A 20,766-nucleotide genomic window follows, 5' to 3' on the forward strand; every position below is an offset into this window, starting at 1 on the left:
GTATTGAATTTTGAATGGTTTTTTTCTAAAAAAACAATTTGGAAAGATTGTAGTAAAAATAGAACTCTTCTAACAATAGTAATTATAACACAAATAACAATAACTTTTGGTTTAATTATTGCTATTTTAACTTTTTCTATAGGATTTGGATTTAAAGAAATTATAAAAGAAAAATTGTTAAATGTTAGAGGTCAAATTATTGTAAAAAACAAAAATTCAGTTTTTTCTATAAAAAATAAAAATTACTTTTTAAAAAAATATTTTAATTCTAATTACATTAAGCAAATTCATGGAATTATTGAAAATAATGTAATTATTGGAACGAATAATAAAACAGGAAGATATATATATAAAGGATTATATGAGGATTATAATCCTATTTTTTTTCAATATTTTTTAGTTAAGGGAAATTTTTGTAACAAAAAAACAAATGATGACTGTCATAAAAACATTATTTTATCCAAAAAAATATCTCGATCATTAGGATTAAATATTGGATCAAATGTGAAAATAGATTTCCTTTTTTTTAAAAAAAAAGGGACTCCTATTATTATTTCCAAAAAATTTATAGTTTCTGGTTTATATGAAACTGGAATCCCAGAATTTGATGATTTATATATTATTGGAAATATAAAATCTATTCAACAAATTTATGGATGGAAAAAAGATTTATCAGAAAAATTTGAAATTTTTGGATCTTCTTTTCAAAAGATTAATAAAAAAATTTTTGAAAAAATACCTAATAATTTTTCAGTTAAAATTATTTATGATCAACAAGATCATGATATTACAGAATGGATAAATATATTTGATTCAAATATTATCGTTATTAGTTTCATTGTTTTTATGTCACTGGTCATAAATATGATTGTATTTATTCTAATCCTCATTTTAGAAAGAATTAGAACTATAGGAATTTTAAAAATTTTAGGAGCTCAAAACAAAACTATAAATAAAATATTTTTGTTTTATGTTCTACAAATATTTATTCCATCATTAATTATAGGAAACATTATAGGAATTACATTATTAATGGTGCAGAAAAAATTTCATTTAGTATCACTAAACAAAATACAATATTTTGTAGATTTTGTACCTATTTATATCAATATCAGTCACATTTTGATTATTAACTTATCTATTACTTTGATTTGTTTTGTGACAATGTTTTTTCCTACTTTATTTATTGTTCATAAAATTACCCCCATAAAAGTAGTGGAATTTGAATAATTCTCAAAATTTAATTTTGTATTTTTGTTTTTGATAAAAGAAAATTCAATTGATTTTTGACACTTGTAAAATCTTCATCTGGAATAAGAGGGACATTAGGAGGAAAAGTAGGAGAAGGTTTTTCTCCTATAGATATAATTAAATTTTCTGCTGGATATGTTTCTTGGATGAAAAGAAAATATAAAAGAAAGAAAAAGTATGTTATCGTATTAGGTAGAGATGGAAGAATTACCTCTGCTTTATTTCAACAATTTTTGATAATCTCTTTTAGAAGTTTGGGAGTAGATGTTATAAACATTGGTTTATCTACAACTCCTACCGTTGGAATAGCCGTTATAAATGAGCAAGCCGATGGAGGAGTCATGTTAACGGCTAGTCATAATCCTAAGAATTGGAATGGTTTAAAAATGTTTAATTCTTATGGAGAGTTTTTATCTGAAGAGGATATTCAAAAATTATTTTATATAACAGAAAAAGGAAATTTCCTATTTTCTTCTTATAAAAAATTAGGAAATCTTTTTTATAGAAAGAATTATATTCAAAAACATATAGAAAAAATTCTTTCATTGCCTATTATAGATAAAAATATCATTCAACAAGCCAGGTTGAAAATTGTGATAGACGGAATAAATTCAACTGGTGGAATAGCTGTCCCTATACTTTTAAAAAATTTAGGTGTTCATGTAATTGAGATGCATTGTGATCCTCATGGTGATTTTATTCATAATCCTGAACCCATTAAAAAAAATTTAAAAGAAATATGTAATAAAGTTCCGGAAATCAAAGCGGATCTAGGTATTTCTGTGGATCCAGATGTTGATCGTGTGGTATTTATTTGTGAAAATGGAGATTTCTTTGGAGAAGAATATACTTTAATTTCCATAGCTGACTATGTATTAAAAAATCAATTGGGTCCTGTTGTTTCTACACTATCTTCTTCTCATGCATTAAAGGATCTTGCAATAAAAAAAGGAGTTCCTTATCATCCTACTTCTGTAGGAGAAGTTCATGTTATTCAAAAAATGAAAGAAGTTCATGCTGTGATAGGAGGAGAAGGAAATGGGGGGATTGTTTATCCTAAATTGCGTTATGGTAGGGATGCATTGGTGGGAATCGCTTTATTTTTAACTCAAATAGCTAAACTTTCTAATATTTCATTATCCAAATTGAAAAAAAAATATTCCAATTATTTCATGTCGAAAAAAAAGATCCGATTTTATTCTCATGAAAAAATTCAAACATTACTAAAAAGAATAAAAGAAAAATATAAAGGAAAAAAAATGAATTTGAGCGATGGAATTAAGATTGATTTATCAAACAAGGAATGGATACATATTAGAAAATCTAATACTGAAAACATTATTAGAATACATACAGAAAGTTATTCAAAAACAAGAGCTGATTTATTAGCAAAAGAAATTATATGTGAAATTAAAAAATTGTGATTGATTAATATAAACAATTATGTTGCTATGTTACAAAATTTGATTAGATACACAGAAGAGAAATTTATTTCTAAAAATGATTTTCCATTATTTCATTCTGGAGATACAATTACTGTTTTTTTTGAAATTAAAGAAGGAGAAAAAAAAAGAATCCAATCTTTTAAAGGAATAGTTATCAAAAAACAGGGAAAAGGATTAACGAAGACATTTACTATTCGAAAAATAAGTAGCGGAATAGGAATAGAACGTATATTCATTTTCAATCAACCAAACATACAAAAAATAGAAGTTAACAAGAAAGGAAAAGTTCGTAGATCTAGAATTTATTATTTTAGATTTCTTAAGGGTAAGAAAGCAAGAGTGAAAAGTTAACAAAAAAGCAAAAAAATAGAGAACCATCGTGCACTCTTTTTTTTGCTTTTTTTTCCAATCCTAATTATTTGTTATTTTTTTCGCTTTCTTCAGTAGTTACTTTTTCTTTTTCAGATGTAGTTCCGTTTTCCTCATTATTGCTTTTTGAAGTTTCCTCATTAGAGGTTGCAGGAGGAGTGTTTGTTGTAGTGGAATCTGTTTGACCTTCATTATTATTAGCTGTTTTTTCCTCTTCTGTTGTAGTAGAGGAATTTTCATTTTTATTTTTGTTATTACAACTGATAGTAAACAAAAATATTGCTAATAGGATCGTAGTAATAGTAATTCTTAATTTTTTCATCATAATCAATAATATTTCAATTGTTACATATTCTGGGCAAATTTATATAAAAATTTGAAATGAAAAAATATATCATTATTTGTATTTTTTTTTCTTAATTGAAAGGCATGAAAATAAGAACATCATGAAATTCTGTTTTTTCATTCGACTAAACAAAATTATATATTTTTATAAATAAAAATTATGTCTTTAAATAAAAAAATTTTAAAAGAGGCTCTAACTTTTGATGATGTTTTGCTTGTTCCTTCTTATTCTTCAATACTTCCGTCAGAAGTCTCTCTTAAAACTTATCTAACTCCTGATATTTCACTTAATATTCCCATATTGAGTGCTGCTATGGATACAGTAACTGAATCTTCTTTAGCTATATCCATAGCTAGAGAAGGAGGAATAGGAATTATTCATAAAAACATGAGTATAAAAAATCAGTCAGAAGAAGTTTATAGGGTAAAAAGAAGCGAAAGTGGAATGATAGATGATCCTATTACTCTTTCCAGAAATTCTACACTGAGACATGCCCAATATCTTATGAATAAATATAAAATATCTGGACTTCCTGTTATAGAAAAAGATTATTCATTAGTGGGAATTATTACGAGAAGAGATATCAAATATCGTATAAATCTGGATTCTTTAGTAGAAGAAGTAATGACAAAAGAAAATTTGATTACTTCTAAAAAAAATATAACTCTGGAAAAGGCAAAAAATATTTTGTTGAAGGAAAGAATAGAAAAATTGCCCATTATAGATGATAATCATAAATTGGTAGGATTAATCACAATTAGAGATATTGATAATTTAATTGAGTACCCAAATGCATGTAAAGATTCTAAAGGACGTCTACATGTAGGAGCTGCTATTGGAATAGATAAACATACTTTAGAAAGAGTTGAATCTTTGGTGAAAATGGGGGTGGATATTATAGCTATAGATTCAGCTCATGGTCATTCTTCTAGAGTATTGAAAATTATTAAATCAATTCGTTTTTCTTTTCCCAGAATTCCATTATTGGCTGGAAACGTAGTGACAAAAGAAGGAGCTAAAGATTTAATAGATGCAGGTTCTACTGTTTTAAAAGTAGGAATAGGATCTGGTTCTATTTGTACTACGAGAGTGATAGCTGGAGTAGGAATGCCTCAAATAACAGCTATTAATGATGTATATGAATATGCTAAAGATAGAAATGTTAATGTGGTTTCCGATGGGGGGATTAGATATTCAGGAGATGTAGTAAAAGCTATTGCGGCAGGGGCTAGTTCTGTTATGATTGGTAGTTTATTCGCAGGAACGGATGAATCTCCTGGAGAAGAAGTTATTTTCCAAGGAAGAAAGTTTAAAACTTATGTTGGTATGGGATCTTTAATTGCTATGAAAAGAGGGAGCAAAGATCGTTATTTTCAATTTAGTGAAAAATCTGTTCCAGAAGGAATAGAAGCTATAGTTCCTTATAAAGGAAAAATGAAAGATACAATTTATCAAATTTGTGGTGGATTGCGTTCTGGAATGGGTTATTGTGGAGTTTCATCTATTACTGAGCTTATGAAAACAGGAAAATTTGTAAGAATCACCAATTCTGGATTAAAAGAAAATCATCCACACAGTGTTAGCATTACAAAAGAAACTCCAAACTATAATACCCGGGACGGGATTTGAACCCGTACGATCGCAATGATCACAGGATTTTAAGTCCTGTGTGTCTACCAATTCCACCACCCGGGTGATATAAAAAGCGAGAAACGGGAATTGAACCCGCGGCCCCGACCTTGGCAAGGTCGTGCTCTACCAACTGAGCTATTCTCGCCAATTCTATACGACAATTTAAAAACACTTTAGTATATATAGCAAATTATTTTTCTTTAATTGAATTTTTTTTCAAAGAAAATTAACGGGATCTATTTCTTTTTTTTTTAATTTCTTAATATTTCTTCAGCTCTATTAATAATTTTTATGGGCATTCCAGATATTTTTGCTACGTGAATTCCAAAACTATGCTCACTTCCTCCAACCATTAGTTTCCGCATGAAAATAATATCATCATCAATTTGTTTTGCAGAAACATGATAATTTTTTATTCTTTTAAAGATAGTACTCATTTCATTTAATTCATGATAATGAGTTGCAAATAAGGTCATAGGACGTAAACTGTTTTCATGTAAAAATTCAACTATAGATTTTGCTATTGAAATTCCATCATAAGTACTTGTTCCTCTTCCTATTTCATCTAAAATAAGAAAACTTCTTTTGGAAATATTATTTAGAATACTTGCTGTTTCGTTCATTTCTACCATAAAAGTGGATTCTCCTAAAGAGATATTATCTGAAGCTCCTACTCTACTAAATATTTTGTCTATTAATCCTATTTCTGCATATTTAGCTGGAACAAAACTTCCAATATGAGCCATAAGTATAATAATAGCTGTTTGACGTAAAATAGCAGATTTTCCGGACATATTTGGTCCTGTTATGATCATAATTTGTTGATCTGATTTATTTAAAATGATATCATTTGGAATGTAAGAAATTTTGGATATAAATTGTCTTTCAATAACTGGATGTCTTCCTTTGATAATGTGTATTTTTAAAGAGTGATTGATTTCTGGTTTTACATAATTATTTTCTAATGCCAGATTAGAGAAGGAGTATAAAACATCTAATTTTGCAATTTCTTTCGCATTTTTTTGTAAATGTTTTATTTTTTCTAGAATTTGATTGATTAAATCATTGAATATTTTTTTTTCCAAAGAGAGTATTTTTTGTTCAGCATTCAAAATTTTCAACTCATAATTTTTTAATTCTTCGGTTATATATCTCCCAGAATTAGCCAACGTTTGTTTTTGAATCCAATGAGATGGTACTTTATATTTTTTTGAAGCTTTTACTTCAAAAAAGTATCCAAAAATATTGTTGTATCCAATTTTTAAGTTGTTTATTCCTGTATTTAATTGTTCTATTTTGCGAAGTTTTTCCAAATATTCTTTTTGCGAAAAATAGAGCATACGAATTTCGTCTAATTCTTTAGAAAATCCTTTTATGATTACATTTCCTTTTCCTTTTTCAATTTGATGTGGAGGATTCTCTTGTATGGTATTAACAATTTTATCAGATATCATTTTACAATCTTGAAAAGAATTTGCGATATCTGTAAGTATTTGAGAATCTTGAGATAAAAAAAATTTTTTTATTTCAGAAATGGAAATCAAAGATTTGTGCAATGTATATATTTCACGAGGAGAAATTTTTCCTATAACCATTTTTGAAATCATTCTTTCTATATCATGAATATCTTTAAGTTTTTTTTTTATAAAATCTCGTAGAATATGATTGGAATATAGTTTTTGAACTATTTGATGACGTTTTTTTATATGAAATATATTTATTAAAGGAAAAAGAATCCAATTTTTTAACAATCGACCTCCCATAGGCGTTATTGTTTGATCCATAATATTGATTAAAGGAACTCCTTCTTTATTCAAAGAATGAAAAATTTCTAGATTTTGAAAGGTAAAGTTATCAATCCACATATGTTCTTCTTTTTTTATTCTTCGTATGTTAGAAATGTGTTTGATATTGAAATGATGTGTATTATGTAGATAAGACAATATCACTCCAGAAGAAATAATTCCTAATTTTAGATCATTAATCCCAAATCCTTTTAGAGAATTTGTCTTGAAATGTGATGTCAATTTTTCATATGCGAGTCCATAATCAAATATCCAATCTTCCATTAAAAAGGTATAATATTTTTTTCTTAAGAATTGATCCACAAATTTTTTTTCTTTTCTTTGAAAAAGAATTTCACTGGGATTAAAAAGTTTTAAATATTGTAATACATTATTTTTTGTATCTTCTGTAACAAAAAATTCTCCTGTAGAAATATCTAGAAAACTCAATCCTAAATTTTTTATTCCTAAATGAATAGAAGCTAAAAAATTGTTTGATTTAGTTTCTAGAATATTTTCATTTATAGCTATTCCTGGTGTCACAAGTTCAGTGACTCCTCTTTTCACAATATTCTTTCCTTTTTTTGGTTCTTCTAGTTGATCACAAATTGCTACGCGTAATCCTGAACGTATTAATTTTGGTAAATAAGTATTTAATGAATGATAAGGAAATCCTGCTAGATGAATATGAGATCGTTTAGTTAAAACAATATTTAATATTTTAGAACATTGAATAGCATCTTTTCCAAAAATTTCATAAAAATCCCCAACTTGAAATAATAAAATTGTATCTGGATATTTAGTTTTTATATTATTATATTGCTGAATTAATGGAGTTACTTCTTTTTTTTTACAATAAAATTTGTCGTTTTTATTCATAAAAAATGTATTTATTTAGAGTAAAATAGAAGATTTTTAATTTATTATCACAATAAAAACCTTATGTCAAAAATATTTAGAGAATATAAAAAATTGGATCTTAATAGGATAACCATAGAGATATCTGAATATTGGAAAAAACATAAGATTCTTCAAAATAACTTTAATTTTTCTAATAAAAAAGAACCGAAAGAATCATTTGTGTTATATGAAGGCCCCCCTTCTTTAAATGGAAAACCAGGAATCCATCACATATTAGCTAGAACTATAAAAGATATTTTTTGTAGATATCATACTCTTAAAGGTAAAAAAGTATTTAGAAAAGCAGGTTGGGATACTCATGGTCTTCCTGTTGAGTTGAATGTTGAAAAAAAAATGGGAATTACTAAAAATGATATAGGAAAAAAAATAAGTGTAAAAGAGTATAATCAATTTTGCAAAAAATTTGTTGATCAATCGTTAAAAGAATGGTTATTTTTTATAGAAAAAATAGGAGATTGGATCAATTTAAAGGATTCATTTTTAACTTGTAATGCGAAATATATAGAAAGTGTATGGTGGTTGATTAAAAAACTATATTGCAAAAATTTAATTTATAAAGATTTTTCTATTCAACCTTATTCTCCTTCTGCAGGAACAGGATTGAGTCATCATGAATTAAATATGCCGGGAACTTACAAAAAAGTGGAACAAATCTCTCCATTTTTAAAATTTAAAGCTATAAAAAATACTCTTCCCAAAAAATTAGAAAATATTTTAGGGGATATATATTTTTTATCATGGACCACTGCTCCTTGGACTCTTCCTTCAAATACTGCATTGGCTGTTGGATATGATATAGACTATATTTTAGTAAGCACTTATAATCCTTACACTTATCAAATAGAAAATATTATTTTTTCTGAAAAATTGATTCATAGAATACTATTATCAAATAAGTTTTATTCTGTTTCAAATCATCTTGAATTAGATTTATCCAATTTCAAAAATTCCAAAGAATATAGAATACCTTATTTAAAGATGAAAAAATTCAAAGGAAAAGAATTAATCTATAGTAAATATGAACAATTATTACCTTGGTTTAAACCTTATCATAACGAAAACAATGCATTTCAAATTATAGAAGGAGATTTTGTAAAGGTAGATGAAGGGACAGGGATTGTTCATGTATCTCCTACATTTGGGATAGAAGATTTTATGATAGCCAAAAAATATAAAATTCCTCCAATGTTGGTTTTAAATGAAGAAAATGTCCTTGTTCCTTTAGTGGATTTGCAAGGTAGATTTATAAATATTTTTCCTCATGGATTTGGAGGAAAATATGTGAAAAATGATTTCAATCCAAAAAATAAAAATCATTTTTCAACAGATGATAAAATTATTTCTTTCTTGGAAAAAGAACAAAAAATATTTAGAAAAGAAAAACACATTCACTTTTATCCACATTGCTGGAGAACAGAAAAACCTATACTTTATTATCCTTTAAATTCATGGTTTATTAAAACAACAGAAGAAAAAAATAAAATGATTTTATTGAATCAAAAAATAAAATGGCATCCTGAATTTACAGGTATAAAACGTTTTGATTCTTGGTTGAAAAACACAAAAGATTGGAATTTATCACGTTCTAGGTACTGGGGGACCCCTCTTCCTATTTGGAGAACAGAAAAAGGAGACGAAGAGATAGTTATTGGGTCTATAAAAGAATTATTTATGGAAATTCAAAAATCTATTCAACATGGATTTATGTCTTATAATATGTTTAAAGATTTTTTACTGGATGATATGAGTAATGATAATTATAACAAAATAGATTTGCATAAACATGTTTTAGATGAAATAATATTAGTGTCTCCAAAAGGAGTACCTATGAAGAGAGAATCTGATTTAGTAGATGTATGGTTTGATTCAGGAGCTATGCCATATGCTCAATTTCATTATCCTTTCGAAAACAAAGAATATATAGATAAAAATCTATTATTTCCTTCTGATTTGGTTTCAGAAGGGATAGATCAAACAAGAGGATGGTTTTTTACTTTGCACACCATTAGTAGTATTTTATTTCATTCTACAGCATATAAAAATGTAATATCAACAGGATTGGTTTTGGATAAAAATGGACATAAAATGTCTAAGAGTAAAGGAAATACCCTAAATCCTTTTGATTTAATCAATAATTATGGACCTGATGCTATACGTTGGTATATCATATTTAATTCCGAACCTTGGGACAATCTTAAATTTAATGTAGAGGGAATTCATACCGTCATCAATAAATTTTTTGGAACATTGTATAATATTTATTCTTTTTTCGTTTTGTATGCTAATATTGATGGTTTTTCTTACAAAGAAGAAGAATGTTTCAATTATACAGAATTAGATTTTTGGATTCTTTCTGAATTGCACTCTATGATTCAAAAAGTAGATAATTATTATTCCAATTATAATCCGACTAAAGTAGCTCGTTTAATTTCATCTTTTGTATTAGATAAATTAAGTAATTGGTACATAAGATTGTGCAGAAGAAGATTTTGGAAGGATCAATATACAGAAAATAAAATATCTGCATATCAAGTTCTTTACAAATGCTTAATTACTGTAGCAAAATTAACTTCTCCTATTATTCCATTTTTTTCTGAAAAGTTATATATAGATTTAAATTCTATTACTAATCAAGAGAACAGAAAAAGTATTCATTGGACATGTTTTCCTAACTATGATCTCAATTTAATTAATAAGGAATTGGAAAATAGAATGTCTTTAATTCAAAGAATAACTACTATGATTTTTTCTATTCGAAAGAAAAATGGAATTAAAATTCGTCAGCCTTTGCAAAAGGTTCTCATTCTGATCTCTGATGAAAAAATATATTTTCAATTGAACAAATCAAAATCATATAAAATACTTTTGAAAGAAGCTAATGTTAAAGAAATAGAATTTTCTGATTCTTATGAAAACTTGGAATTGATTAAACACATTAAACCAAATTATCAATCTTTGGGCCCTAGGTTTGGAAGCAAAATTAGAAGTATTTCCGATGTTATAGAAAAATTCTCCCAAGAAAAAATCAGAGAAATAGAAAAAAATAAAAAATGTGTTATTTTTTTAAGAGGAGAAAAAATTCTTCTTTTTTTAGAAGATGTAAAAATTACTACTGAGTATATTAAGGGTTGGTCTATTTCATTTGAACGTGAATTGACAATAGCATTAGATTTACGAATGACAGATTCTCTTCTAGAAGAAGGGTTCATAAGAGAATTAATTAGACATATACAAAAATTAAGAAAAAAACGTAACTATGATGTAGTTGAAAAAATATTAGTCGACATAAAAACTGTTCAAAAAATACAATCGATTATACAAAAAAACAAAAATTTTCTGTGTCAAGAAACTCTTGCTGTTGATATTTTCTTACAAGAAAAAAATATGAACAAAAAAGAAATGGAATTTTTTTTTGTAGAAAATTTTGAAGAGAAATTATATATACAAATTCGAAAAGTCGAAAAGATATAAGAAAGAAATGGAAGAAAAAGGAAAACAAAGGTATTCTATGGAGGAGAGAAAAGAGTTTCGTAAACTTATACTTGAAAAATTGGAAAAAGCTAAGAAAGATTTATCAATTCTTAAAGATTCTTTTTCTAATAATCAGGATAATGGAACAGATGATACTTATCCAACTTTTAAAGCTTTTGAAGAAGGATCGGAAACCTTAAGTAAAGAACAGAATGCTCAAATTTTGGAACACTTACAGAAATTCATAAACAGTTTAAATGCTGCTTTAATCAGAGTAGAAAATAAAGATTATGGAATTTGTAGAATAACAAAGAAATTAATTCCTAAAGGGCGTCTAATGGCTGTACCTCACACTACTTTAAGTATAGAAGGAAAAAAACTTGTAGAAAAAAGAAACAAGTAAATTTTAATTTTTTGAAAAAAATTTTTTTAATTGTTTTTTCTGTTTTATTGATAGATCAAATCTTAAAAGTTTATATAAAAACTCATTTTGAATTGGGAAGTGGGGTTTCCATATTTCCTTTTTTTTGGATTTTTTTTATTGAAAATCCTGGAATGGCTTATGGTTTTTATCTTGGAATAGGATATAATGGAAAAATATTGTTAAGTATATTTCGTCTTTTTTTAGTTTTATTAATATTTTTTTTCCTTTATAAGAATATGAAGAAAGAATCTTCTGATTCTTTAATTATTCCTACTAGTTTGATTTTATCAGGAGCTATAGGAAATTTTTTAGATAGTGCTTTGTATGGATTATTATTTGATACGGGGACAATTTATAGTGAAAAACATCATAAATGGATTCCATATTTAGGAAAATCTAAAATAAATTTTTTTTTTAATGAAAAAGGATATGCTTCCTTTATGGAAGGATGTGTTGTAGATATGTTTTATTTTCCTATAATAGATACTCATTTTCCTAATTGGATTCCTTTTTTTGGAGGATTTCATTTTCAATTTTTTAAACCTATTTTTAATATAGCCGATATATCTATATTTATTGGTGTTATTTTATTTTTCATATATAGAAACAAAATTGGGAATGTAAAATTTTTGTGATATTTATTATTTTTTTGAGAATTATAAAAATCTCTATAGATTTGTACTACCCTGATTTCCATTGTTACGAATATTGTTAAGAATAAAATTTGATTTGCCGGTGTAGCTCAGTTGGTCAGAGCACGTGATTTGTAATCTCGGGGTCGTGGGTTCGAATCCCTCTACCGGCTTGTTTTGGGGAGATACTCAAGTCTGGTTAACGAGGACAGACTGTAAATCTGTTGGCTTTGCCTTCGCAGGTTCGAATCCTGCTCTCCCCATTTATAAAAAGTGAAGCGGAAGTAGCTCAGTTGGTAGAGCATCAGCCTTCCAAGTTGAATGTCGCGGGTTCGAATCCCGTCTTCCGCTCTAAATAAATGAGAATATTATTATGTATGGCCAATGTAGCTCAGTGGTAGAGCACTTCCTTGGTAAGGAAGAGGGCACGGGTTCAATTCCCGCCGTTGGCTTTTTTTGAACTTTTTAATAATTTTATCATGGCAAAAGAAAAATTTAAACGAGACAAACCACATTTAAATATAGGAACAACAGGTCATGTAGATCATGGAAAAACGACTTTGACTGCTTCTATTACAAAAGTATTATCGGAAATAGGATTAGCAGAAGAGAAAAGTTTTGATTCCATAGACAATGCTCCTGAGGAAAAAGCTAGAGGTATTACGATTAATACATCTCATGTAGAGTATGAAACAGAAAAACGACATTATGCTCATGTCGATTGTCCTGGACATGCAGATTATGTAAAAAATATGATAACAGGAGCAGCTCAAATGGATGGAGCTATTTTAGTAGTAGCGGCGACAGATGGTCCTATGCCTCAAACTAGAGAACATATATTGTTAGCTCGTCAGGTAGGAGTTCCTAAAATTGTAGTATTTATGAATAAAGTGGATCAGGTTGATGATCCTGAATTATTGGAATTGGTAGAAATGGAAATTAGAGAATTACTTTCTAAATATGAATATGATGGTGAAAATATTCCTATTGTACAAGGATCAGCTTTAGGGGCTTTAAATGGAGAAAAAAAATGGGTTGAAAAGATTAAAGATCTTATGAAAATATTAGATGATTACATTCCTGAACCTGTTAGAGAAATGGATAAACCATTTTTAATGCCTGTAGAAGATGTTTTCACTATAACAGGAAGAGGAACAGTGGCTACAGGTCGTATAGAAAGTGGAATGATTAATACTGGAGATTTAGTGGATATTATAGGGATGGGAGATAAAAAATTATCTTCTACTGTAACAGGAGTTGAAATGTTTAGAAAAATATTGGATAAAGGTCAAGCTGGAGATAATGTAGGACTTTTGTTACGGGGAATAGAAAAAAAAGATATTCGAAGAGGAATGGTTATTGGAAAACCAGGATCCGTGAAACCTCATAAAAAGTTTAAATCTGAAGTATATATTCTCACAAAGGAAGAAGGAGGACGACACACTCCTTTTCATAATAAATATCGTCCTCAATTTTATTTGAGAACAACAGATGTTACAGGAGAAATTCATCTTCCAGAGGGAGTAGAAATGGTAATGCCGGGTGATAATGTTTCTATGGAGGTGGAATTGCATCAGCCTATTGCATTGAGTGAAAACTTACGTTTTGCCATTCGTGAGGGAGGAAAAACTGTAGGAGCAGGACAAGTTATTCAGATAATGGATTAATATTCTTATTTTTGATACGGATGTAGCTCAGTTGGTAGAGCATCGGTCTCCAAAACCGAAGGTCGTAAGTTCGATTCTTACCGTCCGTGCATGATTTTTCACAAAAATCGTAGTATGAAAAAAAATAATTTTTTTTTGGAAGTTTATGATGAATTTTTTCATTGTATTACATGGCCTAAGTGGGAAGATTTACAAGGAACAACAATAATGGTATCTTTTTTTTCTATATTTCTATCCATATTTTTATATGGAGTAGATGTTTTTTTCATTTTTTTAATTAAGAGATTATTTTCTCTATAATAAAATTGTATGAGTGATTTGGATAGAAAATGGTATGTCATTAAAACTATTAGTGGACAAGAGAATAAAGTGAAATCATATATTGAGAATGAAATTAGAGATAATGGATTTCAAGAACATATAGGAAAAGTATTGGTTCCTATAGAAAAAGTTATACAAATGAGAAAAGGAAAAAAAATTCATAGAGAAAAAGTTCATTATCCCGGATATGTCATGGTGGAAGCCAATTTAGAAGGAGAAGCTGTTCATGCGATTAAAAATGTTCCTGGAGTTATTAATTTTTTAAGTGAAGGAAAAGGAAGTTCCGCTGTTCCTATCCCTATGAGAAAAGAAGAAGTTAATAAAATGTTGGGAAAAATAGATGAATTATCTGAAAATTATGAAAATATTAGTATTCCTTTCGTAGTTGGAGAAACGATTAAAGTTATAGATGGTCCTTTTACTGGTTTTAATGGGACCATTGAAAAGATTAATGAAGAAAAAAGAAAATTAGAATTAGCTGTTTTGATTTTTGGTAGAAAAACTCCATTGGAATTAAATTTTACACAAATAGAAAAAATTTAAAATTGGATCATGACTAAAGAAAATAAAAGAATTATAAAAAGGATTAAAATTCAAAAAATAAATGGAGGAAAGGCGAGTCCAGCTCCACCAGTAGGACCTATTTTAGGAAGTTCTGGAGTCAATATAATGGAATTTTGTAAACAATACAATTTTCGTACTCAAGAAAGAAAAGGAGAAATATGTCCAGTGGTCATAACTGTATATGAAGATAAATCATTTTCTTTTATTATCAAGAAACCTCCGGTTTCTATTCAATTATTGAACATGATGAAAAAAGAAAAAGGATCTAAAGAATCTAATAGATCCAAAATTGGAAAAATCAGTTTAGATCAAATTAAAATGATTGCAAAAAATAAAATAGAAGATTTGAATTGTATTTCAATTCAGTCTGCTATATCTATGATTTCTGGAACCGCAAGATCTATGGGAATAGAAATAGAAACCTAAAAATATTCCATTTCATCATATGTCAAGAAAACTAACCAAAAACAGAAAAAAAATTTTAGAAAAAATTTCTAATAAAAAATATTCTTTGGAAGAAGCTGTTCTTCTTATCAAGGAAGTAACCTTTGTGAAGTTTGATGCCTCTATTGACATTTCTGTGCATCTTGGAATTGATGTTCGTTTACCCAATCAAATGGTTAGAGGAACGGTTAAATTACCTCATGGAACAGGAAAAAATGTTTGTATTTTAGCTTTAGTAGATAAAGAAAAGGAATCAGAATCTAAAGAAGCTGGTGCTGATTATGTTGGATTAGATTATATTGAAAAAATTAAATCTGGATGGACAAATGTTGATATTATTGTTGCTACTCCTTCTATTATGAATCAGTTAGGAACTATAGGAAAAATATTAGGACCCAAAGGCTTGATGCCAAATCCTAAAATGGATACTGTTTCTAAAAATCCAGGTAAGTCTATCAAAGAGATTAAATCTGGGAGAATTTCTTTTAAAGCAGATCGTTATGGAATTGTTCATGCTTCAATAGGAAGAGTTTCTTTTTCAAATCAATATTTACTGAATAACATAAAAGAATTTATGATGACAATTATTCGAAACAAACCTTCTACTTCCAAAGGTGTTTATATTAAGAGTATTCATTTATCTGCCACTATGAGCAATAGTATTCCATTGGATTCAAAAAGCTTTTTGAACACATGAATATAAAAAATAAAAAAATAAAGAAAAAAAATTGTTGGAATTAGTTTCTATATTATCTGAAAATGAAACAATATATTTCATTGATATATCCGATTTAAATTCTAATCAAATATCTGTTTTTAGAAAAAATTTTCATGAGTTCAACATTAGGATGAAAGTAGTCAAAAATACTTTGTTGAAAAAAGCTTTAGAAAAAATAAACAACAAAAAGTTTGATTCATTTTTTTCTATTTTGAATGGAAATACTACTATTTTATTTTCAAATTTTGAAAAAGGAAATATTGCTTCAAAAATAATAAAACATTTTCATATTCAAGAAAGAATTGAAAAACCATATTTAAAAGGAGCTTATGTTCAGGAATCTTTTTATTTTGGAAATAAAGATTTGGATTTTCTGATCAACATTAAATCCAAAGAAGATTTGATTGTTGATATATTGCATATTCTCCAATTTCCAATGAAAAATATTATTTTATCTTTTTTAAATTCGACGAAACATAAAGTATGTGGAATTTTAGAATCTTTATCTTCTAAATCATTATAAAAAAAAATAATTATGATAGAAAAGCTGGCAGAACAATTAGTGAATTTAACTGTTAAACAAGTTAATGAATTGGCCTTAATCTTAAAAAAAAAATATGGAATAGAGCCATCTAGTTTGGTAAAATCGGAAAATTTATCTTCTCAAGAAGAGAAGATCTCTAAAAAAGAGGAAAAAAATATTTTTAACATAATTTTGAAATCATCTGGAAATTCTAAATTATCCGTGGTGAAATTGGTGAAAGAAACAACTGGAAAAGGACTTAAGGAATCTAAGGATTTAGTAGATAATATTCCTAGTGTTCTTAAAGAATCTGTGAATAAAAAAGAAGCAGAAGATTTAAAAAATAAATTTGAAGAAATAGGAGCTGAAGTAGAATTGAAATAATATAGTTTTTTTTTTAAAATAATATCCATTAAACTAAAATTGGTGAATACAGAGAATACAGAAAAAATATCAGAAAGAATTACTTTTTCTTCAGTAGCAAAACAAGTCGAGTATCCTGATTTTTTGGACATCCAAATAAAGTCATTTAAAGAATTTTTTCAATTAGATACAAAACCTGAAAACAGGAAGAATGAGGGGTTATTCAAAGCTTTTACAGAAAATTTTCCAATTTCAGATGCAAGAAATTCTTTTGTTTTAGAATTTAAAGGTTATTCTATAGATTCTCCTAGATATTCTATAGAAGAATGTATTGAAAGAGGATTAACTTATAGTGTTCCTTTGAAAGCTAAATTAAAATTGTATTGTACAGATCCTGAACACGAAGATTTTGAAACAGTCTATCAAGATGTTTATTTAGGAACATGTCCTTATATGACTCCTTCTGGTTCATTTATTTTTAATGGAGCAGAAAGGGTAATTGTTTCTCAATTACATCGTTCTCCAGGGGTCTTTTTTGGTCAATCTCATCATGCTAATGGAACTAAACTTTATTCTGCTAGAATTATTCCATTTAAGGGTTCATGGATAGAATTCGCTACGGACATTAATAATGTTATGTATGCATATATCGATAGAAAGAAAAAATTACCAATGACAACTTTATTGCGTTCTATAGGATATGAAAGAGATAAAGATATATTGGAAATTTTTGACTTAGCTGAAGAAATTAAAATTACAGATGAGAGCAAGAACATTTTAAATAGAACTTTGGCGGCTAGAATTTTAAGAATATGGCATGAAGATTTTGTGGATGAAGATACAGGAGAAGTGGTTTCTATAGAAAAAAATGAAATTCTTATAGATAGAGATGTTCTTTTAAAAGAAGAACATATTGATCTTCTGAAGAATCATGAAATAAAAACTGTTTTGTTGCATAAAGAAGGAGGAAGAAAAAAAGATTATTCAATTATTTATAACACCTTACACAAGGATCCAACTAACTCAGAAAAAGAAGCAGTAGAATATATTTATAGACAACTTAGAAACACGGAACCTCCGGATGAGGAAACTGCTAGAGGAGTTATAGATAAACTTTTTTTTTCTGATACTAGATACAGTTTAGGGCCTGTAGGAAGATACAGATTAAATAAACGTCTTGAATTAAATATAGATCCAAATCACTTGGTTTTAACAAAAAAAGATATTATTGCGATTGTAGATCATTTAAATGCTTTGTTTAATTCTAAAAGAGAAGTAGATGATATTGATCATTTATCTAATAGACGTGTTAGAACTGTTGGAGAACAACTTTATACTCAATTTAGCATTGGTTTAGCAAGAATGGCTAGAACTATAAGAGAAAGAATGAATGTTCGTGATAATGAAGTTTTCATGCCAGTAGATCTTATTAATGCTAAAACTTTGTCATCGGTAATCAATACTTTTTTTGGAACGAATCAATTATCTCAATTTATGGATCAGACAAATCCTTTATCTGAAATCACTCATAAAAGAAGACTTTCAGCTTTAGGTCCTGGTGGTTTATCTAGAGAAAGAGCTGGTTTTGAAGTTAGAGATGTTAATTACTCTCATTATGGAAGATTGTGTCCAATTGAAACACCAGAAGGCCCCAACATAGGATTAATATCTTCTCTTTCTGTATTTGCAAAAATAAATAATATGGGTTTTGTAGAAACCCCTTACAGAACAGTTTTTCAGAAAAAAGTAGATTTAAAATCCGAGGTAAAATATTTAAGTGCAGAAGAAGAAGAAGGAAAAATTATAGCACAAGCTAATGCTATTGATCAATATGGAAATTTTTTATCTGATAGAATTATAGCTCGTGAAGATGGAGATTTTCCGATAGTACAATCCAATCAAGTAGATTATATTGATGTAGCTCCTAATCAAATAGCTTCTATTTCTGCTTCCTTAATTCCTTTTTTGGAACATGATGATGCTAATAGAGCACTTATGGGTTCTAATATGATGCGTCAAGCTGTTCCATTATTAAAACCTGATGCTCCTATTGTAGGAACTGGATTGGAACAACAGGTTGCAAGGGATTCTCGGATTTTAATTAATGCAAAAAAAAATGGAATAGTCGAGTATATTGATTCAAAAAAGATAATTGTTCGTTATGATAAAACAGATAAAGAAGCTTTAGTTAGCTTTGATGATGATGTTCAGGTTTATGATCTTATTAAATTTAGAAAAACGAATCAAAATACATGTATTAATTTGAAGCCTATTGTAAAAAAGGGAATGAGAATTGTAAAAGGACAAATTTTGTGTGAAGGTTATGCGACAGAAAATGGAGAATTAGCTTTAGGAAGAAATTTGAAAGCAGCTTTTATTCCGTGTAACGGGTATAATTTTGAAGATGCTGTTTTAATTTCTGAGAAAGTAGTTAGTGAAGATTGGTTTACTTCTATACATATAGATGAATATTCTTTAGATGTTCGTGATACAAAATTAGGAATGGAAGAATTAACTAATGATATTCCTAATGTTAGTGAAGAAGCTACTAAAGATTTGGATGAAAATGGGATCATAAGAGTTGGAGCAGAGGTTAAACCTGGAGATATTCTTATTGGTAAAATAACACCTAAAGGAGAATCTGATCCGACTCCAGAAGAAAAATTATTGAGAGCTATTTTTGGAGATAAAGCAGGAAATGTAAAAGACGCTTCTTTAAGAGCCGAACCATCTTTATTTGGAGTAGTTATAGATACAAAGCTTTTTATCAGAAGTATAAAGGATAAGCAAACTAGAACACAGGACAAAATAAAAATAGAATGTTTAGAAAAAAAATATGAAAAAAAATTTTTAGATCTTAGAAATCTTTTAATAAAAATTATTTTCTGTTTTAAATGGAAATTATGTAACAGTTCCGTTTTCAATGAAAAAAATAAGGAGATTATAGCTAAAGGAAGCAAGTTTAATATAAAAAAACTTGAAAAAATATCGGATTATATAGGAGTTTTTTCTAATAGTTGGACAGATGATCCTGAAACTAACGATTTGATTTCTGAAATTTTGCATAATTATCAAATAGCAGTAGGCGATTTGACTAGTATTTTAAAACATAAAAAATTTTCTATTACAGTTGGAGATGAGCTACCTTCAGGAATCATTAAAATGGCAAAAGTATATATTGCAAAAAAAAGAAAATTAAAAGTAGGAGATAAAATGGCAGGAAGACATGGAAATAAGGGAGTCGTTGCACGTATACTTAGAGTAGAAGATATGCCATTTTTAGAAGATGGGAGTCCAGTGGATATTGTTTTAAATCCATTGGGAGTTCCTTCTAGAATGAACATAGGACAAATATATGAAACAGTGCTCGGTTGGGCAGGTCAGAAATTAAATAGAAAATTTTCTACTCCTATATTTGATGGAGCTACAATAGATCAAATTTGTGAATATACAGATAAAGCTAAAATTCCTCGTTTTGGAACTACTTATTTGTTTGATGGAGGAACAGGAGAAAAGTTTGATCAACCGGCTACTGTTGGAGTAATATATATGTTAAAATTGGGTCATATGGTTGATGACAAAATGCATGCTCGTTCAATAGGCCCTTATTCTTTAATCACTCAACAACCTTTAGGTGGAAAAGCCCAATTTGGAGGTCAGCGTTTTGGAGAAATGGAAGTGTGGGCATTAGAAGCTTTTGGAGCTTCTAATATTTTGCGTGAAATATTAACAGTTAAATCAGATGATGTAGTAGGAAGAGCTAAAACTTATGAAGCTATAGTAAAGGGGGAACCCATGCCTGAACCCAATAATCCAGAATCTTTTAATGTTCTTTGCTATGAATTAAAAGGATTAGGATTAGATATACGTTTAGAAGAGTGATATTTTTTC

Annotated in this window: 16 protein-coding genes, 7 tRNA genes and 1 pseudogene; 20 read left to right on the plus strand and 4 right to left on the minus strand. The window is 28.0% G+C overall.

The genetic code is table 11. The annotated features are described in order from the left end of the window. The first annotated feature begins 3 nt into the window (after positions 1-3). Genes BLBBGE_RS00775 through rplS form a run of 3 tightly spaced genes read left to right on the plus strand, consistent with a single transcriptional unit; the run spans position 4 to position 3,047 of the window. Entirely contained in the window at positions 4-1,230 is a 1,227-nt protein-coding gene (locus BLBBGE_RS00775) for an FtsX-like permease family protein (protein WP_012840701.1), read from the plus strand. Between the two features lie 56 nt (positions 1,231-1,286). Then, positions 1,287-2,675 carry a phosphoglucosamine mutase gene (gene glmM, locus BLBBGE_RS00780; RefSeq protein WP_012840702.1) on the plus strand — a complete coding sequence of 463 codons (1,389 nt, stop codon included), beginning with the start codon at positions 1,287-1,289 and terminating at the stop codon, positions 2,673-2,675. 27 nt (positions 2,676-2,702) lie between these two features. Beyond that, entirely contained in the window at positions 2,703-3,047 is a 345-nt protein-coding gene (gene rplS / locus BLBBGE_RS00785) for a 50S ribosomal protein L19 (RefSeq protein ID WP_012840703.1), read from the plus strand. Between the two features lie 64 nt (positions 3,048-3,111). Here the strand turns inward: rplS and BLBBGE_RS00790 are convergent, their stop codons facing one another. Further along, a complete protein-coding gene (locus BLBBGE_RS00790) occupies positions 3,112-3,387 on the minus strand; it encodes a hypothetical protein (protein ID WP_226989463.1) in 276 nt (91 codons plus the stop codon). A gap of 183 nt (positions 3,388-3,570) precedes the next feature. On the opposite strand from BLBBGE_RS00790, the gene guaB reads away from it, so the two are divergent. Next, positions 3,571-5,040 (plus strand): IMP dehydrogenase, encoded by a 1,470-nt coding sequence (guaB, locus tag BLBBGE_RS03170; RefSeq protein ID WP_012840705.1) that lies wholly within the window; start codon positions 3,571-3,573, stop codon positions 5,038-5,040. On the opposite strand, the gene BLBBGE_RS00795 is transcribed toward guaB, so the two are convergent. The 3 genes from BLBBGE_RS00795 to mutS all read right to left on the minus strand — a co-directional run bounded on the left by BLBBGE_RS00795 (position 5,022) and on the right by mutS (position 7,706). Then, positions 5,022-5,106 (minus strand) — tRNA-Leu (locus tag BLBBGE_RS00795). The genes guaB and BLBBGE_RS00795 overlap by 19 nt on opposite strands. 9 nt (positions 5,107-5,115) lie before the next feature. Then, a tRNA-Gly gene (locus tag BLBBGE_RS00800) sits at positions 5,116-5,188 on the minus strand. Between the two features lie 106 nt (positions 5,189-5,294). Then, positions 5,295-7,706 (minus strand): DNA mismatch repair protein MutS, encoded by a 2,412-nt coding sequence (mutS, locus tag BLBBGE_RS00805; RefSeq protein WP_012840706.1) that lies wholly within the window; start codon positions 7,704-7,706, stop codon positions 5,295-5,297. Positions 7,707-7,769: 63 nt separating this feature from the next. Here mutS and ileS point away from each other — a divergent pair, with 63 nt between their 5' ends. From ileS to rpoB, 16 genes and pseudogenes are all read left to right on the plus strand, one after another. Next, the gene (ileS, locus tag BLBBGE_RS00810; protein ID WP_012840707.1) at positions 7,770-11,219 is read left to right on the plus strand and encodes an isoleucine--tRNA ligase; all 3,450 of its coding nucleotides are present in this window, start codon (positions 7,770-7,772) and stop codon (positions 11,217-11,219) included. 7 nt (positions 11,220-11,226) lie between these two features. Then, positions 11,227-11,622, plus strand: coding sequence for a molecular chaperone DnaK (locus tag BLBBGE_RS00815; protein WP_012840708.1), 396 nt, complete (start codon positions 11,227-11,229; stop codon positions 11,620-11,622). 11 nt (positions 11,623-11,633) lie between these two features. After that, a complete protein-coding gene (locus tag BLBBGE_RS00820; protein WP_012840709.1) occupies positions 11,634-12,278 on the plus strand; it encodes a lipoprotein signal peptidase in 645 nt (214 codons plus the stop codon). 96 nt (positions 12,279-12,374) lie between these two features. Beyond that, positions 12,375-12,448, plus strand: a tRNA-Thr gene (locus BLBBGE_RS00825). Positions 12,449-12,454: 6 nt separating this feature from the next. Next, positions 12,455-12,538: transfer RNA gene (locus tag BLBBGE_RS00830), tRNA-Tyr, on the plus strand. A 15-nt stretch (positions 12,539-12,553) separates the two neighbouring features. After that, a tRNA-Gly gene (locus BLBBGE_RS00835) sits at positions 12,554-12,626 on the plus strand. Between the two features lie 29 nt (positions 12,627-12,655). Further along, a tRNA-Thr gene (locus tag BLBBGE_RS00840) sits at positions 12,656-12,727 on the plus strand. Positions 12,728-12,754: 27 nt separating this feature from the next. Further along, positions 12,755-13,942, plus strand: a complete 1,188-nt coding sequence (tuf, locus tag BLBBGE_RS00845; protein ID WP_012840710.1) for an elongation factor Tu — start codon at positions 12,755-12,757, stop codon at positions 13,940-13,942. 16 nt (positions 13,943-13,958) lie between these two features. Beyond that, positions 13,959-14,031, plus strand: a tRNA-Trp gene (locus BLBBGE_RS00850). A gap of 25 nt (positions 14,032-14,056) precedes the next feature. Continuing rightward, positions 14,057-14,242 carry a preprotein translocase subunit SecE gene (gene secE / locus BLBBGE_RS00855; RefSeq protein WP_012840711.1) on the plus strand — a complete coding sequence of 62 codons (186 nt, stop codon included), beginning with the start codon at positions 14,057-14,059 and terminating at the stop codon, positions 14,240-14,242. A gap of 9 nt (positions 14,243-14,251) precedes the next feature. Further along, a complete protein-coding gene (nusG, locus tag BLBBGE_RS00860) occupies positions 14,252-14,806 on the plus strand; it encodes a transcription termination/antitermination protein NusG (protein ID WP_012840712.1) in 555 nt (184 codons plus the stop codon). A 9-nt stretch (positions 14,807-14,815) separates the two neighbouring features. After that, positions 14,816-15,253: a 50S ribosomal protein L11 gene (gene rplK, locus BLBBGE_RS00865; RefSeq protein ID WP_012840713.1), complete on the plus strand. Its 438-nt coding sequence runs from the start codon at positions 14,816-14,818 to the stop codon at positions 15,251-15,253. A 19-nt stretch (positions 15,254-15,272) separates the two neighbouring features. Then, positions 15,273-15,968: a 50S ribosomal protein L1 gene (gene rplA / locus BLBBGE_RS00870; protein ID WP_012840714.1), complete on the plus strand. Its 696-nt coding sequence runs from the start codon at positions 15,273-15,275 to the stop codon at positions 15,966-15,968. Between the two features lie 25 nt (positions 15,969-15,993). After that, positions 15,994-16,512 (plus strand): annotated as a pseudogene (rplJ, locus tag BLBBGE_RS00875) (50S ribosomal protein L10); the annotation flags it as partial. Between the two features lie 12 nt (positions 16,513-16,524). Beyond that, the gene (gene rplL, locus BLBBGE_RS00880; RefSeq protein ID WP_012840716.1) at positions 16,525-16,896 is read left to right on the plus strand and encodes a 50S ribosomal protein L7/L12; all 372 of its coding nucleotides are present in this window, start codon (positions 16,525-16,527) and stop codon (positions 16,894-16,896) included. Positions 16,897-16,935: 39 nt separating this feature from the next. Beyond that, positions 16,936-20,757 carry a DNA-directed RNA polymerase subunit beta gene (gene rpoB, locus BLBBGE_RS00885; RefSeq protein WP_012840717.1) on the plus strand — a complete coding sequence of 1,274 codons (3,822 nt, stop codon included), beginning with the start codon at positions 16,936-16,938 and terminating at the stop codon, positions 20,755-20,757. The last annotated feature ends 9 nt before the right edge of the window (positions 20,758-20,766 follow it).

Source organism: Blattabacterium sp. (Blattella germanica) str. Bge (assembly GCF_000022605.2).
Lineage (GTDB): Bacteria > Bacteroidota > Bacteroidia > Flavobacteriales > Blattabacteriaceae > Blattabacterium.